This is a genomic window from Listeria welshimeri serovar 6b str. SLCC5334 (assembly GCF_000060285.1).
GTDB lineage: Bacteria > Bacillota > Bacilli > Lactobacillales > Listeriaceae > Listeria > Listeria welshimeri.
On the sequence record NC_008555.1, the window covers coordinates 2,048,835 to 2,065,426 of the forward strand.

Consider the following 16,592-nt stretch of genomic DNA (forward strand, 5'->3'; position numbering starts at 1 on the left):
TCTTTTATTAAATTTTTGATTTTGTTATTTGATCAAATTCAGGAAAAGCTGATGTTTCTAAATTAATTCCTTTTTTCTTGGAAATTTGAAAGGACAATAAATGTACCGGGATAGTCATATACAGTGGTGTTAATAGTTCATCTGTTGCTAAACCAAGCAATAAATCATCCTCACTTTCACCACCTGTGTCTGCATACATAGTTCGGATATTTTTTACATGTCCTTTTAAAAATTGTTTCAGTTTATCTGCGCGGTTTTCTAATAATCCTTGTGGTTCGATGAAGATAATGTAATCTTGCTCGGACAGCCCGATATAAGGACCATGCATATACTCTTCTAGTTCTTTCCCGAAAGCTGTAATTCGGATGGTTTCCGTTACTTTTGTTTCTCCTTCACGAGCAACACCATAAGCCGCACCATAACCAATGAAGAAAATTCGTTCCGCTTCTAATAATTCATCTGTATGCGTTTCGACCCAGTTCGCCCCTTTTTCAATAACTTTTGTTAAATGTGCTGTGATTTTCTCTAACTCAGAAATATCTGCGTGATAGTCATCTTCTGAAATTTTTGCTTGTAAAAGAGCTATTTCAAGCGCTAATAGATTTAGCACTAATATGGTAGCACTATAACCAAGAGTGACGTAGGGCATTTCTTCTATCCCCATTCCAAGGTTGATTGTTCGGCTTCCTTCTTTCGCAATTGGACTATTCGAATCGCTTGTTAAAGTAAACACCGTGCCGCCTTGTCGTTCAATCTCTTTTACAAGATGAATAGTGGAATAACTGTGTCCGCCTTGAGAAATCGCAATATATAAGATATTTTTATTTAAATGGAGCATGTAATTAGCTGATACGGACGGTTCTTCTACATATACTGGAATAGCTAATTTGGCTGACATATAAAGTTGTGCTGCAAATGCTGCATTGGAACTTGAACCAGTTGCAAAAATCACAACTGCTTGATAATCAGCATGTTTCATTTCAATTAGTTCTTTTAAAAGATTTTTGCGGTTTTGGATAATACTTTCATAAACAGCTTGTTCCGACCGGATATAATAATCCATATTTTTCATATTCTCACCTACTTATTTTAATAATCCTGTAAATGCACCTAGAATTCCGATTCCTGCTATTAAGAGTAAAATCCAGTGTGCTTTAAGCCCTTTTTTATCTAACCAGAAAATAAAGAATGTAAAACCTAATGCTAAAATCCCAGGAACAATTCCATCAAAAATACTTTGTATAGTTACTGCTTCATCTCCTGAGCCAAATTTCATAGGCATATTGATGGTTACCATGGTAGCAACCATCGCTCCCACTACTCCAAGACCAATGATAGAAGCACCGTATGATAATTTATCCATAAGACCGGTTTTTTGAATTTTTTCAATAAAATTAGCTCCGATGTTATAACCGATAAATAATCCATAATAACGAGTCAGAATAGCTGGAATATTGAAAATAAGAAGGAATAAAATTGGCCCTAAAATATTTCCTTGTAGTGCAAGAGAAGTCCCTATACCTGTGGCAATTACACGCAATGTTCCCCAGAAAAACGAATCCCCTATTCCACTTAAAGGTCCCATTAAAGCCACTTTTATATTGTTGATAGAGTCTGTGTCAAAATCATTATCTTTCGCTGATTGTTCCTCCATTGCAATCGATATCCCTAGTGGAAAAGTGGACAACCAAGGAGTTACATTATAAAATTCTAAATGCCTTTGATAAGAAGAAATTCGTTTATCTTTATCATTTTTAAAAATTTTATTAAGTGCTGGTAACATTGAGAAGCCGTAACCCATATTGGATTGTCGTTCATAGTTCCATGACCATTCCATTGTGAATGAACGCCAGAAAACTTTCATTAAATCTTTTTTTGTTAGTACATCAGAATTCTTCATCTTCATAATTAATGCCCCCCTCATTCGCAAGCGCTGGCTCTGTATTATTTTTTGTTGGTCCGTTATCATTTTTAAGTGTCGCATAACCAGTTAAAATTAGCGCTAAGCATGCTCCAAAAATGGCTACTCCGGTCACAGGTACTTTTAAGTAAACAGCTAAAGCAAAGCCAAATACGAAAAATACTGCATTCTTTTTGTTGACCATTAACTTAAGTAATAAAGCAAAACCATAAGCTGGTAGTAAGCCTGTAGCAATACCTAAACCTGCAATAACAAATGCTGGAATGGCATCAAGTACATTTTGAATAACTGGGCTTCCAACTAAATAAGATGTAGCAACGATGATACCAATTGGCAAGTTAATAGATAAAAATCCACCTAACAATTGCATTCGACTTATCCCTCTTGAATTTCCCTCAAGTGCATATTTATCTGCTTTATGGACAAAATAAGGTAGTACAAAAATAAAGCATAAGTTTTTAACAACTAGCACTAATGACGCTATCGGAATTCCAAGCGCTAATGCTACTGCTGTACTTTCTCCAGTTGCAATGGCAAACGCCGTTCCTAAAATACTACCTGAAATAATTTCAGGTGGAATAGACGCACCAATCGAAAACGATCCTACAAATGCTAATTCTAAAGTGGCGCCCATAACAATCCCCATTTGCACATCACCCATAATTAATCCAGCGAGTGTACATGTAACAAGTGGTCTTGACAGCATTGATGAGCCAAATAAATATTCTCCATTTGCTAGCATTGCTGCAAGTGCAAGCAAAATTGCAGTTCCCAACTGTTCCATAATCTTATCCCTTCTTCCCTTTTTTTATGCTTCAAAAGTTACTTTTTTCTCGTTTGGTACTTGTTGCATGAAGACATCTACGTTTTGCGTTTGAAGTGCAGTTAATTTTTCTACTTCCTCTGGTGTTAAGTTAACAGCTTTCGAAAAATTAGCAGTTCCTTCTCTTTGTTTCGTTCCGCCTAAATTTAACATCGGGATTTTTCCATTAGTACCAATTATTAACTTGTAAGCGTCTTCAACTGATTCTACAACAACAAGTAAGTTATACTTATCTGTAACTCCCGAATTAATGGAATCAATGCTTTCATCAATACTCTTCATAACTAATTTTGCCGCCTCAGGTTTAGCTAGACGGATGGCAGACTTACGAAAATCATCCGCTGCTACCCCATCGTTAGCAACTAAAATTGTATTTACATCTAATGCGTTGAACCAAGATACTGCTACTTGTCCATGCAACAAACGGTGGTCTACTCTTAGAAATTGAATCATTTTTTCTTCCTCCTTATTATTAGTTAAAATCAACTACATATTTGGTTGATTCAGCATCTTCATAATGATATTGGATGGCAATAGGCACATCATTTTCTGCATAAAATATACTGCTTAATTTAAAAACAGGATCATTTTCCTTTAAATGCATATTTTTGATTTGCTCATTTCCAGCTAAAATAAGTTGAAGTTCCTGCTCAAGCTCAAATAATTTATATTTACCTGAATTAACAAGCTCAATAATATTGATAATCTGAAAATCCTTCGCTTGTAAATCAGGATATAAACTCAAAGGTAAAATTAAGCGATCTAGTGTGACACCATGTTCACTCTTTTGAACAAACTTGATAGAGTAAACAAGTTCGTTTTCTTTCATCCCAAACTTTTCTGCGTAAAATTTTCCTGCTTTACGAACATAAAAATCTTTTATTTCTTTTTTTAGATTTTCATTGGTATCATTTTTCATAACACCTGTCATTTCTAAAATATTCTGTGCGGTTAATTTTGGTTGCACGTATAATCCCACACCGTTTTTGCGGACAACTAAACCTTCATCAACTAATAAATCTACAGCGCGGCGAATCGTTGTTCGGCTACTTGAATAAATTTCCTGTAAGGCTGTTTCGTTCGGCATTAACATTCCCGTTTTATATTCATCACGATTAATACTATCTTTTATTTCTGAAGCAATTACTTCAAAAAGCGGTTTTTTAGTCCCCATTTTTATTCATCCTCCAAGTAATCAAATATATTTTTTGCGTTGATTTTATATTTGATTTGATTACCAATTAGATATTGTTTACTGTACTCAAACGGTTCATCATTTTGATCAAAAGCTTTACTAACCACTTCAAAAAGAGGAGTATTTAGAGGTATTTTTAAGGCTTCTGTTAATTTTTCATTCGCTGAAACAAATCGCAATTCTTCTCGTCCATAAGTTGGATTAATTCCAAACTCATCCTCTAAGACGCTATAAAGAGATGTATTATTTAAATCTATATTTTCAATTCCTGCAAATCTTGCACTATCTACATAAGAAACTTCATAGGAGAATGGCTTTCCATCTATAATTCTGCGCCGTACTAATTTAAACAGAGGTCTATTTATAGCTAGTTCTAAAAATTGGTTTACTTCTTCCACGCCATCCACTATTTTTTGTGATAATACCTCAACCACTTGATCTCCTGGTAATTGACTACTCATGGAGTTCATTTTTAAGATATTAATGGTTTGCTTTTGGTTAATTTCGATTCCTTTACGGCTTCTTTTTTGAATAACAGCTTCTTTCTCAAGCGTATCAAGAGATCTTCTAAGTGTTGTTCTACTAACCCCTAATTCTGTTTCAAGCATTCTTTCTGATGGAAAACCGGTTTCGCCTTCTGCTATCTTTTCTTCGATGAGCTGTCTTAACAATTCTTCACTCTGAACAGCTGGCGATAGGTCTTTATATTCCATACTCCCACCTCTTTTCTCATATCATCTATTCTTACTTCTAAAAAGATATAGCTTTAACTACTTTTAATACCAACTTCATTGTAAACGGTTGCAATTTATTTGTCAATAGCTTTTTAATATAAAAAAAGTATGAATTAGATTTATAACTAATTCATACTCTGTATTATTATTTAGTTGTAGGTAGCGCACCAACGACTGGATGCGGAATATATAACTCTTCTAAATAAGTAATTTCTGCGGCTGTTAATTTTATATCAAGAGCCCCGACCGCACTTTCCAAATGACTTTCTTTTTGTGCACCAATAATTGGGGAAGTGATTTCTTCCTTATTTAACAACCAAGCGAGTGCAATTTTATCTCGTGACACGTGATGCGTTTCAGCAAGTTCAGCTACACGTTCGATAATAGCTTGATCGGAATTCATCATTCCATCATATTTTGATTTTTGAATTGAGTCTGTTTCAGAACGATAAGTAGTTTCCGAAAAATCGCGGGTTAGTCTGCCTGATGCTAGCGGACTATATGGTGTAATAGCGATTTTTTCATCACGACAAAATGGAATCATCTCTCTTTCTTCTTCACGATAAATCATGTTGTAGTGATTCTGCATGGAAACAAATTTTGTCCATCCATTTTTTTCTGCAACTCTCTGTGCTTTTTGGAACTGCCAAGCATACATTGCGCTCGCACCAATGTAGCGCGCTTTACCCGATTTAACAACATCATGTAAAGCTTCCATCGTTTCTTCAATCGGTGTGTTTTCATCAAAACGATGAATAATATATAAATCAACATAATCAGTTTCTAATCGTTTTAAACTATAATCAATTTCACTTAAAATTGTTTTTCTGGATAAACCACCGCTATTCGGGCGGTCTGGGCGCATCGTTTGATGGACTTTTGTTGCTAAGACCACATCATCTCGGTTAGCATAATCTTTGATTGCACGCCCAACTATTTTTTCACTTTCGCCATAAGAATAAATATTGGCTGTATCAAAGAAGTTAATGCCCAAATCAAGTGCTTTTTTAATAATCGGCCGACTATTCGCCTCGTCCAATACCCATTTATGAACCCATTTGTCTTTATCACCAAACCCCATTGTTCCTAAACAGATTTTCGAAACATCCATTCCCGTATTACCAAATTTAACATATTCCATTCAAAACCCTCCTAGTTCATTTCTAGTACTTCTATAGCATATACCTTGAAGTTCACTCCAAGTCAACAATAAACTCTAAAAAAAATCCCTTGGAAATTTCCCAAGAGATTTTTAGCTCTATTAATAAAATTGATCAGGTAGTAAAGTTTCACCAAGTTTGATGTTATCGCGATAATCAATCGGAATATCCACGACTACTGGACCTTCTGTTTCTAGCGCTTCTTTTAGCACATCAGCGAGTTCTGCTGGACTAGTTACTCGTAAGCCTTTCGCACCAAAACTTTCAGCGAATTTCACAATATCGACATCACCAAAACGAACAGCAGCTTCCTTACCATATTTCATTTTTTGTTGAAAAGCTACCATATCATAGCTACCATCATTCCATACAAGGTGAACAAGTGGCGCTCGCAGACGGACTGCTGTCTCTAATTCCATTGCAGAAAATAAGAAACCTCCATCACCGGAAATAGAAACCACTTTTTCACCTGGATGTACTAGTGTTGCAGCAATTCCCCAAGGAAGCGCGACACCAAGCGTTTGCATACCGTTACTGAAAAGCAAACGACGAGGTTCATAGGAACGGAAATGACGCGCCATCCAAATATAATGGGAACCAACGTCGACCGTTACGGTTACGTTATCATCAATCGCTGAACGAAGCGTTTGAATGACAGATAGCGGGTGTACACGGTTTGTTTCATCACTTAAAGGCGGAACATCTCTTTCTTCTAATTGGCTATGAAGTTCTTTTAGAGTTTCTAATTCTTTATTTGCTAATTCTAAACCGCTAAATTTCGCATTCACTCGGTCTAAAGTAAGCGCGATGTTACCTACTAATTCAGTCACAGGTTGATAATAATGATCAATATCAGCACGGATATCGTCTAAATGAACAATGGTTCTATCACCGGAAGCATTCCAAGCTTTTGGATCATATTCAATCGGATCATAACCTACCGTAATAACTAAATCCGCTTTATTTAATAAAATATCGCCTGGCTGATTACGGAAGAGTCCCACACGCCCAAAGAAATTATCTTCTAAATCTCGTGAAATCACACCAGCAGCTTGGAAAGTTTCTACTACAGGAATACTCGTTTTTTGAAGTAAGCGACGGATTGCGCCTGTTACTTCGGGGCTAGATGCACGCATTCCTAATAGTAATACAGGTAATTTCGCTTTTTTCAAGCGAGAAACGAGTTTAGCGACTTGTTCTTTGGAAGCAGGACCATTTTCAGGTTTAGCAAGTGGTCGAATTGCTTTTACTGGTACATTTGTTTCGTTTACAATATCTTGTGGCAAACTTACAAACGCTGCACCTTGATTAGGCTCACTAGCAGAACGAAATGCGTTAGTAATAGCTTCCGGTATGCTCTCAGCGTGAACTACTTCTTCGCTATATTTTGTAATAGGACGGAAAAGAGCAGCATTATCCATTGATTGGTGGGTTCTTTTCAAGCGATCTTGTCTTGTTACATTTCCTGCAATTGCTACTACTGGATCCCCTTCTGCCGTTGCAGTAACAAGTCCTGTAGCAAGATTGGAAGCTCCCGGCCCACTAGTTACAAGAACTACACCGGGTTTTCCTGTTAACCTGCCAATAGCCGCAGCCATAAAAGCTGCATTTTGTTCGTGTCGACTGACAATTAATTCAGGTCCTCTTTCTTCCATTACATCAAAAACTTTATCAATTTTTGCACCCGGAATTCCAAAAACATGGGTTACTCCTTGGTTAATTAGACTATCAACAACTAAATCCGCTCCTGATTTACTTTTAGATATTGCTTTTTCTTGGTCTTTTTCAAGCTTTGCCATTTCCATCATCCTTTTGTTATATTAATAATATATATTTTAATAGTACAGATTATCATAGATTCCTATTCACAAGATTTATTATACTACTCAAAAGAATTAATGCAAGGCTATTGAATCAAAACTGTTATACAATTATAAAAAAACTGTTATATAAAAAAAGAAAGAACTTAGATAAACTAAGTTCTTTCTAGTAGTTATTTTTTGGAATCGCGGTATTCATCATATTGTTTTTGCATTTCTTTCATTACTTTTTTCATACCTGCATCATTTAATTTAGATTTGAATTTCTCAGTATATTCTTCTGGATCTACTGTTCCTGTAAGAAGCGCCGGTGCAAATTCATTACATACGTTCGTAATCGAAGCTATTTCTGTCCTTACTTTAGAAGAGTCAAAATAGAAACCTAAACCTGGTGATGCAACTGATTTTCTGTTGAAAGCCTTAAATTGGTCCCATTTATCTGATGGCTCATCTTCATATAGTTTAAGAATAAAGTGATTTCCAAGCGCATAAGTTGGCATGCTATAACGTTCTACACGTGCTGGTAAATCTTGAATTTTGCCATCATCTAGTTCTTTGTAATGAGTCCCTTCAATTCCTTTGTCAACTAAATTACGTAAATATTCATCTGTATTTAATAGGTCAAGGAATTTTACTGCTTCTTCTGGATGTTGACTAGTTACTGATACAGCTTGGATTGCACCTGTTACAGAGTTGTTTTTAACAATTGGTGTTTCCGCAATCGGTTGTGTAACTACTTTGTATTTACCACCAGTATTTTTATCCCAAATACTTTCTGCATATGGTTGGTATTTTTCAATACGAACAAACCAGTTTTCTTTATCATAAGACCATGGATCCGTGGATGTAGCAATATCTTTTGTTACATAACCTTTTTGATAAAAACTATGCAGTGATTTCAGAATAGCTAACGTATCTTCTTGTTCATAAAAATTCACAATTTTGCCAGTATCTTCATACTGATTTACAGCAAATGGAAGTGGTACAGCATTATCAATTAAATAATCGTATGGAAACGCTGGTTTAAAGTCTTTATTTCCACCAATCGGCGTAATGCTTGGTTCATTTTCTTTAATAGTTTTCAACAGAGGTTCTAAATCACTAAAGTTTTTCACTTTAGAAACATCCATTTTATATTTATCTACTAAATCTTTGTTAAAAACGTATACTTGTTGTTCTCCGATTTCTTTGTTAGAAGGAACTCCATAAATTTTCCCGTCGATGGTAGCTCCTTCCCAAAGAACTTTATTTAGCTCTGCTTTCATATTCTTGCCTTCTTTATCTAAATACTTATCTAATGGCAAGAAAGCACCTTTTTGAGAGTATGAAACAAATTCTCCTGCTGCAGAATAAGCGATATCAAAGTTTTCACCTGAGTTAATGACCGTTTGCATACGTTTACCGTAATCTCCCCAGTCAATTTGTGTCATTTCTACTTTGACACCGATTTTTTCTTCCGTATATTTATTTACTTCTTTCATTACTTCTTCCGTGTCTTTTTGTGGTGTACCAATCATGTACCATTTCAACGTTGGAACTTCATTTGCATCTGCCTTTTCATCGCCTCCGCATGCACTTAAAGCTAGCAATAAGCAGAGTGATGCGATGATTACTCCCCATTTCTTTTTCATTAAATTCCCTCCATCTTTTTTTATTCTTTTACGCCGCCAATTGTGAGTCCACTAATAAAGTATTTTTGGAAAAACGGATAAGTGATTGCGATTGGTAAGGTAGAAATAACAACCATCGCCATTTTTGCACCGTCTTGTGGTATGGACTTAAATGCGCCGGCAGTATAAGCAATTTCTGAGTTTTGCCGCATAAATTCTAAGTTGTTTTCAATTTTCATAAGCAGAGATTGTAATGGAACTAAATTTGGATTATCAATATAAAGTGACGCTTGGAACCAGTCATTCCAGTAGCCTAATGTGGAGAAAAGTGCAATTGTCGCAAGTCCAGGTAAAGATAGCGGAACAACCATTTGTAAAAAGATCCTTAGTTCTCCGGCACCTTCAATCCGTGCTGCTTCAAGTATTGGCTCTGGAATGGAGCGTAAGAAGAACGTACGCATAATCATAATGTAAAAAGCATTCATTGCTAGTGGTAAAATCATTGCCCAAATACTATTTCGTAAGTGCAAAAATTGTGTCATAACGATATATGCTGGTACCATACCGCCACTAAATAACATCGTAAAGAATGCGATAAACGTAAACTGACGGCGATATTTAAATTGCGGTCTTGAAATTGCATAAGAGTAAAGAGCAATCATCGCCACACTACATACAGTCCCAATTACTGTTACTAAAATGGTGATACCGTATGATTGTAAGAGTTGTCCTTTCATCTTCCATAAGTATTCATAAGCTTCCATGCTCCACTCTTTTGGTATCAGTTGAAAGCCATTTGCCGCCAGAGATGATTCACTTGAAAACGAAATAACGATAATATATAAAAATGGAAAAATACAAATGAGTGCTAGAATAGCGAGCATAATATTCATTGCAACGTTCATTTTTTTGCCAAAACCAATAATATCTTTTGCGGGTTTATTTTTTGCTGGTTTTTCCATCTCGCCTCGAACTTGTTCTATTTCACTCACTGCCTCAAGTTGTTCTGCCAAAGAATTTCGCCTCCTTTTTTAAAATAAGCCATATTCTGGATTTATTTTTTTCACGATGTAATTAGTGAGTAACACTAGAATAAAGCCGACAATCGACTGATAGAAACCAGCTGCCGCACTCATACTCATATCCCCGAGCGATGTTAATCCCCGGTATACATATGTATCAATAACATCCGTCACAGGATAAAGTGGTCCTGAATTTCGCGGTAATTGATAAAACAAACCGAAATCTGAGTTAAAGATTTTACCAACATTTAATATCGTTAAAATAACCATTAATGGCGTAAGTGCTGGAATAGTTACATGTCTAATTTGTTGCCATTTGCCCGCACCATCAATCATCGCTGCTTCATAATACGTCCTGTCTATTCCGGCAATCGCAGCAAGGTAAACGATACTACCATACCCAAGGCCTTTCCAAACGTTCATCATTATTAAAATAAATGGCCAATATTTTGGATCGTTATACCATGAAATTGGATCTTGCCCGAATGCTACTAAAATGTTGTTTACTAATCCGCTGTCCTCACTCAAAAAGCTGAATAAGAAGTAACTAACAACAACCCATGATAGGAAATGGGGGAAAAGCATTCCTGTTTGATAAATTTTTGCTCCTCGTTTATTTAGTAAACTATTAAAGACAATGGCAAGTGCAACACCAAGAAATAGTCCCACAATAATAAATACTAAATTATAAAGAACGGTGTTTCGTGTAATAATAAAAGCGTCGTTTGTTTGGAATAGGAATTTAAAATTTTCAAGTCCCACCCAGTCGCTACTCATAATACTGGATAAAAATCCTTTCCCATCAATTTTGTAATCTTTGAATGCGATAATCGTACCGAACATCGGTAAGTATGAGAAAACCAGGAACCATAGAAGACCTGGAAGTACCATGAACAACCAAATTCGATTAGCGCGAATTTGTGATAAAACTTTTTTCAATCCATCCACCCCTCTTTTTTTGTAAGTGCTTTCAACATCTTAAGTTTATCGTTTTTAAGAGGGTTAAAATAGTTGCGGATGTTTAGATTTATAGACAAATATTAGAAATGATTTTATTGATGAATTTTTCGGTATCGATTTGGCGTTTCTCCTGTATGTTTTTTAAACTGTCTGTAGAAATAAGCCATATCTGTATAACCAGATTTACTAGCAATAATTGTTAAGTTATCTTTGGTTTGCAGTAATTCCTCTTTGGCATAATTGACTCTATAGCGATTCAGATAGTCCGTAAAATGCTCTCCCATTTCTTTTTGGAACAGTTGCCCAAGATAAACTGCATTAATATGAAAATCGTTCCCTAACGTTTTAAGTGACATACCCTCTGCAAAATGTTCTGTTACATAGGATAAAACGTTTTGGATAATCGGACTTTTAGATTCATCGGTTTGTTTTTTACGATTGTAATACCGAATAGCATATGTTAATGTTGCCGCTTCTAACCCTTCAATGCTTGTTTCTTCCGCAATTCGCCCCATTGATTCACTTAATTCTTTTGGATCGGATTCTGCCATCATAACAAGTAGCTCATTCAAAATATGAAGCATTTGATGTGGATCACTTTCTAATTTATGATCGCTCCATTCTTGAAAAAAATTACTAATCCATGTTTTGATTTCTTTCTCATTATTTACAACAAGCAGCTTTGCAAGTTGATGTTGTTTTCTTTTAGGACGCCAAGTATGTTTCGTCCTTTTTTGATAAGCAATTAAGCTTCCCGCCTCTTGAACAAGTCGTTCTGGAATCAATCGATTAAGTTGGCGAAAGGCTTGCGGATACATATTTTCATCTTGTATTCTTTCACTGACAAACATATAAAAAGCATTATTAGTAAGCTGTTTTTTTATATCTTGTTGCACGGTTAATATTTGTTCGGATAGCGATTGTTTTTCAGTCATTCCTATCATTATTTCATTATCTGGAGTCACTAGCATAAAAGGAAATTGCTCTCGATAATGTTCCACAAGTTGTTTCCATTCAGTCTTAATAATTTCTTTTGTAGGTTGGATTTTGATAAGGACCGCATGATCATTTTGATTTAAGGTCATATCATATAAAGCAAGGCGCTCTTCCCATTCTTCTTTATTAATTCGTAAATTCAGCCAACGCCAAATGGTATTATCCCGTAAAATATAGTATGCCTCTTCCCTTGGTATCACACTATCTGTTAATTGTTTTTTCTCTATTTGTATAAATGTTTCTTTTAGTTCTTGTTCGTTCAACGGTTTTAGTAAATAGTTCTCAATTCCCGCTGAAAGTCCTCGTTTTACATAATGAAAATCTTCAAAACCTGAGAGAACAATGGTTTTAGTTGTTGGTTGTCTTTTTTTCCAAGCATCAATCAGTTCTAAGCCATCCATCACTGGCATTTGAATATCCGTTAATAGTACATCTACTTCTTGGTCTGCAAATAAATCTAGTGCTACTGCGCCATTTTGAGCTGTACCAACAATTTCAATAGCTTGCTCAAATTCTGGAATAATACTTTCTAAGCCTTTAAGAATAAGGGGTTCGTCGTCAACTAGTACTATTTTTAGCATTACTTTTCTCCTCCCGTATTTTGAGGTACTTGAAACAGAATTATCGTACCTTCATTCGCTTTACTCGTGATAGTTAATTGATGGGCATCTCCATACAGTAATTGCAATCGCTTATTTAAATTAGCTAAACCAATGTGACTTGTTTCCATTTTGCTTTCCATAATTGCTTGTACTTCTTTCAGTTTTTCTTCGTCCATACCAGAACCATTATCTATTATTTTAAATTCTAAATTGTTACCTTTCCCAGAAACCGTTATTGTAACGACTGGATGTTGATTTTCTTTATAAGCATATTTGAAAAAATTTTCAATAAGCGGTTGTAAAGCAAACCGAGGAATATGCATGTTATTAAAACGTTTATCAATATGGATTTCTAGTTGGATTGGCTGTTCATGGCGCATTTCCATAAATCTAACATATTGTTTCACATAATTGATTTCTTCTTCTAAAGTGGTAATTTCTCGGTGATTTGCAGTATAACGTAATAATGTCGCGAGTTGATATATCATATCGCTTGTCGCTTTTGCGCCTTCCACACGTGCATTCATTCTAATCGCTTCTAATGAATTATAGAGAAAATGAGGCTGAACTTGGCCTTGAAGTGCTTTTAGACGCGCTTTTTGTTCTTCCATTTCTAAGCTATAAACTTTTTTTACATATGCATCAAGATTTTCAGTCATATGATTAAAACGTTCGCTAATCATCGTAAGCTCATCCCCATTGTTATCAACAGGTAATTTCGCATCTAAAGTCCCGTTTTCTACTTTATTCATTCCACCAAGAATGGTTAAAATCCGTTTGGAATAACGTCTACTAATAACAAAATTAATGCTAATCGAAAAAATAACGAGTAATAGTCCAATACCAAATAAAGTTAACTCAATTAGCGGAGCGCTATCATCTGTCACACGATATAAAAAGCTATTGTTTTTTAAACCACTCGTCTCATCTTCCGTTTTTTGAAAATACATTTTATGGCTATCTACATTTGTCCATCCTTTTTTTTCAGGTGTTTTAATCTGTTTTATTGGCTGATTAGAATATAGTTCAGCCCCTTTTGCATTCGTTATTTGAAAAATGGAGTTTTTATAGTCTTTTGTAACCCATTTATTTAGGAACGCTGGATCAATATAAAGAAGTAAATAACCCATTTGTTTTAATGTACTTGGATCATTTATTGGCTGCTTTACCACAATTTTATTATCAATAGTATAAAAATTACCTTGTTTGGATGCTTGTTTGGTTATATTTTCTTCCCCATAAGTATCCACAGTTTCTTTCCATTCACGATAGCTACTTGGAAAAGTATACGAATAACTCCCATCATCTGAAATTAATTGTAAGGCAATAATATCCTCATCATACGAAAAATAAGACTGTAAATAAGTTTGCATATCTACAGAATAAAAATTTTTACTTTTAAAATAGTTATCAATGTTTTGTTCCGTGTAACTACCATAATCATTTGTCATCGCAATTTGAACATCTTGCATTAAATCACTGTTTCGGTAAATGTCTTGAGTTAGACTAATTAAAGCCTTTTGTTTTTCTGTTAACGCGTCTAGTTGTTTCGTTGCAATAGTTTCCGCTCTTTGTAAATTTGTATCAAGTTGAATATTGGTATAGTATTTATAAATGAAAAAAAGTAACAAGCTTACCGTAAAAAGACTTGTTAAAGAAAAAATTAATAGCATTCTTTTGAAAACACGTTTGCGTGGTAATTCTTGCGCCATTCTAATTCACTGCCCCCTCTTCTTTTCTGATTATTACATACTATTACCAATATTGTAAGGGGTTACTTAGGTTCCATTTGTTTGAAACGATGTAAGTTAATTTTCATTATCCAATAACTAGGTAATACACCTGAAATAAATAATATAAAAGCAGGCATTTTTGAAATTAACCATGCACAAAATACTAAACCAACAACAATCATAAAAGTATTTTTAAAGCTGGTGATAGCTAGTAAAAAAGCTTGCGCTACATAAGCTCGCACATTTTTCATTTGGAAGTGAACAAATACTGTAAAATACTGTAAAAATGCAATAGCAACGAGGAAAAGTAAAAACATTAAGAAGAAATATAAAATGGTTGACCAAAAACCGTGCATCAATTCAAATACAATTCGTAAATCCGCATAAAGGAAAATGCCAATTGCCGCAAAAATCCCCCCAGCTAAATTCGCCGAAACAAACACCTGTTTATAGGTTTGCCAAGCGGATTTCCAAACAGGCGCGTCTAAATCTCCTCTTGCCCATTTTCGGGTAATCGTAAATAAAGCGACCGTAGCTGGCATGAATCCAAGTGCAATACCGCCAATTAACACAAGAAAAAGCCATACTAAGTTTGTCCAAACAAGCCGAATAATCCAGTCACTAATAACTGAGAATTTATCAATAAGTTTCATTCTTTTTTCTCCTTTGATAGTAAGAGAAAGCCTGAGTTTTTCGCCCAGACTTTTCTTTTTATTTACTTAATGGACTACCTTTCACATAAACATCACATAGGCTTAGGACAAATTCACTGAACATGGCGTTTGACCAAGCGAACCAGTCTCGTGTGAACTCAGCTGGGTTTGATGCGTTAACACCCTCATGCATATAATCTGTTTCGCCATCTCCCGCAATCAACATTTCTAGAATTGCTTGTTTTTCTGCTTCTGTTTCTGCTGTTAAACCTTCGATACTAAGTGCAATCGGCCAAACATAGTGATCTGGTGTATGTGGGCTACCTATTCCAGTAAGCACACTACCTTCCACGAAATAAGGATTTTCGCGACTTAAAATAAGTTTTCTAGTCGCTTGGTAAGAAGCATCGTTTTTTTCACAAAAGCCTAGGTAAGGAGCAGCAAGAAGACTAGGTACATTCGCATCATCCATAAATAGCTTACGTCCAGTACCGTCGACTTCATAAGCATAGACATCCCCGTAATAAGGGTGCGGCTGTTTCGCGTATGTTTCTATTCCAGCTGCCACTTCCTCTCTTAATTTGGCACTAGCTTGTAGTAATTCTTGATCAGCTGGGTAAAAAGCTAGCGCGATTTCTTTCACATAATCCATGACCACGACTAAAAACATGTTACTAGGAACAAGATAGCCATACATACAAGCGTCATCACTTGGTCTAAAACCACTCCATGACATACCAGTATAACTAACATCTGTTCCTTTCCCGTTATTATTTAAGGTATCTGATTGACGCACATTTTCTCGTTCAAAACGATAAGGACTTTTTTCTGTATGATTTTGTTCGGTTTTAAAGACCTCAATAATTTTGTGCAAAGCTTGGTTGAATTCTTCTGTAAAATGACCGGTATGATTAGTACTTTTCCATAGTAGATATGCTAACTGCACAGGATAACAGAGTGAATCAATTTCATATTTGCGCTCCCATACAAGATCTGTCATTGCTGTTTTATCTTGTTGAAAACCTTCGCCATTAGCCGATTTATTAAATGCATTAGCATATGGGTCATGTAGGATACATTTTGTTTGTAATTTTACTAGATTTTCAATTAACGTTGCCATTTCTTCATCTTCTTCTGCAACGATTAAGTATGGTCTTATTTGGCTTGTGGAATCTCGTAACCACATAGCTGGAATGTCACCTGTAATAACAAACGGAAGCCCTTCTTCTGTTTCTTGTAAAGTAGTTGTATACGTATTGATAAAGCATTTTTCAAACATCCGATGAAGTTTTTCATTTTCTGGAAAAGTGTTTTTCACTTTATCTATCCATTTGTTAAAACTTGCTGGTACTTTTTTCGTCAT

At 35.3% G+C, this 16,592-nt stretch carries 15 protein-coding genes; all 15 read right to left on the reverse strand.

Going from position 1 to position 16,592, the window contains the following annotated elements; all coding sequences use genetic code 11:
• Window positions 1–7: 7 nt before the first annotated feature.
• Window positions 8–1,072 carry an SIS domain-containing protein gene (locus tag LWE_RS10270; protein ID WP_011702784.1) on the reverse strand — a complete coding sequence of 355 codons (1,065 nt, stop codon included), beginning with the start codon at window positions 1,070–1,072 and terminating at the stop codon, window positions 8–10.
• Window positions 1,073–1,084: 12 nt separating this feature from the next.
• Window positions 1,085–1,906, reverse strand: a complete 822-nt coding sequence (locus LWE_RS10275; RefSeq protein WP_011702785.1) for a PTS system mannose/fructose/sorbose family transporter subunit IID — start codon at window positions 1,904–1,906, stop codon at window positions 1,085–1,087.
• Window positions 1,887–2,705, reverse strand: a complete 819-nt coding sequence (locus LWE_RS10280; protein ID WP_011702786.1) for a PTS mannose/fructose/sorbose/N-acetylgalactosamine transporter subunit IIC — start codon at window positions 2,703–2,705, stop codon at window positions 1,887–1,889. Before LWE_RS10280 ends, LWE_RS10275 begins: the two co-directional genes overlap by 20 nt.
• A 24-nt stretch (window positions 2,706–2,729) precedes the next feature.
• A complete protein-coding gene (locus tag LWE_RS10285; RefSeq protein WP_011702787.1) occupies window positions 2,730–3,197 on the reverse strand; it encodes a PTS sugar transporter subunit IIB in 468 nt (155 codons plus the stop codon).
• Window positions 3,198–3,216: 19 nt separating this feature from the next.
• On the reverse strand, window positions 3,217–3,918 hold the full coding sequence (locus LWE_RS10290; RefSeq protein WP_011702788.1) for a GntR family transcriptional regulator: 702 nt from the start codon (window positions 3,916–3,918) through the stop codon (window positions 3,217–3,219).
• Between the two features lie 2 nt (window positions 3,919–3,920).
• Entirely contained in the window at window positions 3,921–4,652 is a 732-nt protein-coding gene (locus tag LWE_RS10295) for a GntR family transcriptional regulator (RefSeq protein WP_011702789.1), read from the reverse strand.
• A 166-nt stretch (window positions 4,653–4,818) separates the two neighbouring features.
• A complete protein-coding gene (locus LWE_RS10300) occupies window positions 4,819–5,814 on the reverse strand; it encodes an aldo/keto reductase (protein WP_011702790.1) in 996 nt (331 codons plus the stop codon).
• 120 nt (window positions 5,815–5,934) lie between these two features.
• A complete protein-coding gene (gene alsS, locus LWE_RS10305; protein WP_011702791.1) occupies window positions 5,935–7,632 on the reverse strand; it encodes an acetolactate synthase AlsS in 1,698 nt (565 codons plus the stop codon).
• Window positions 7,633–7,826: 194 nt separating this feature from the next.
• Entirely contained in the window at window positions 7,827–9,284 is a 1,458-nt protein-coding gene (locus LWE_RS10310; RefSeq protein ID WP_011702792.1) for an ABC transporter substrate-binding protein, read from the reverse strand.
• A 20-nt stretch (window positions 9,285–9,304) separates the two neighbouring features.
• Window positions 9,305–10,276, reverse strand: coding sequence for a carbohydrate ABC transporter permease (locus LWE_RS10315; protein ID WP_011702793.1), 972 nt, complete (start codon window positions 10,274–10,276; stop codon window positions 9,305–9,307).
• Between the two features lie 18 nt (window positions 10,277–10,294).
• Window positions 10,295–11,224: an ABC transporter permease gene (locus tag LWE_RS10320; RefSeq protein ID WP_011702794.1), complete on the reverse strand. Its 930-nt coding sequence runs from the start codon at window positions 11,222–11,224 to the stop codon at window positions 10,295–10,297.
• A gap of 113 nt (window positions 11,225–11,337) precedes the next feature.
• A complete protein-coding gene (locus tag LWE_RS10325; protein ID WP_011702795.1) occupies window positions 11,338–12,822 on the reverse strand; it encodes a response regulator transcription factor in 1,485 nt (494 codons plus the stop codon).
• On the reverse strand, window positions 12,822–14,561 hold the full coding sequence (locus LWE_RS10330; protein WP_041176367.1) for a sensor histidine kinase: 1,740 nt from the start codon (window positions 14,559–14,561) through the stop codon (window positions 12,822–12,824). Before LWE_RS10330 ends, LWE_RS10325 begins: the two co-directional genes overlap by 1 nt.
• A 56-nt stretch (window positions 14,562–14,617) precedes the next feature.
• Window positions 14,618–15,229 carry a YesL family protein gene (locus LWE_RS10335; protein WP_011702797.1) on the reverse strand — a complete coding sequence of 204 codons (612 nt, stop codon included), beginning with the start codon at window positions 15,227–15,229 and terminating at the stop codon, window positions 14,618–14,620.
• A gap of 58 nt (window positions 15,230–15,287) precedes the next feature.
• The gene (locus LWE_RS10340) at window positions 15,288–16,592 is read right to left on the reverse strand and encodes a glycoside hydrolase family 125 protein (protein WP_011702798.1); all 1,305 of its coding nucleotides are present in this window, start codon (window positions 16,590–16,592) and stop codon (window positions 15,288–15,290) included.

Excerpts from the sequence above, each read along its gene's own strand:
- LWE_RS10290 (WP_011702788.1), bottom strand. The coding sequence starts at position 3,918 with ATGGGGACTAAAAAACCGCTTTTTGAAGTAATTGCTTCAGAAATAAAA.
- LWE_RS10310 (WP_011702792.1), bottom strand. The coding sequence starts at position 9,284 with ATGAAAAAGAAATGGGGAGTAATCATCGCATCACTCTGCTTATTGCTA.
- LWE_RS10275 (WP_011702785.1), bottom strand. The coding sequence starts at position 1,906 with ATGAAGATGAAGAATTCTGATGTACTAACAAAAAAAGATTTAATGAAA.
- LWE_RS10280 (WP_011702786.1), bottom strand. The coding sequence starts at position 2,705 with ATGGAACAGTTGGGAACTGCAATTTTGCTTGCACTTGCAGCAATGCTA.
- alsS (WP_011702791.1), bottom strand. The coding sequence starts at position 7,632 with ATGGCAAAGCTTGAAAAAGACCAAGAAAAAGCAATATCTAAAAGTAAA.
- LWE_RS10340 (WP_011702798.1), bottom strand. The coding sequence starts at position 16,592 with ATGACGAAAAAAGTACCAGCAAGTTTTAACAAATGGATAGATAAAGTG.
- LWE_RS10270 (WP_011702784.1), bottom strand. The coding sequence starts at position 1,072 with ATGAAAAATATGGATTATTATATCCGGTCGGAACAAGCTGTTTATGAA.
- LWE_RS10295 (WP_011702789.1), bottom strand. The coding sequence starts at position 4,652 with ATGGAATATAAAGACCTATCGCCAGCTGTTCAGAGTGAAGAATTGTTA.
- LWE_RS10335 (WP_011702797.1), bottom strand. The coding sequence starts at position 15,229 with ATGAAACTTATTGATAAATTCTCAGTTATTAGTGACTGGATTATTCGG.
- LWE_RS10300 (WP_011702790.1), bottom strand. The coding sequence starts at position 5,814 with ATGGAATATGTTAAATTTGGTAATACGGGAATGGATGTTTCGAAAATC.
- LWE_RS10325 (WP_011702795.1), bottom strand. The coding sequence starts at position 12,822 with ATGCTAAAAATAGTACTAGTTGACGACGAACCCCTTATTCTTAAAGGC.
- LWE_RS10285 (WP_011702787.1), bottom strand. The coding sequence starts at position 3,197 with ATGATTCAATTTCTAAGAGTAGACCACCGTTTGTTGCATGGACAAGTA.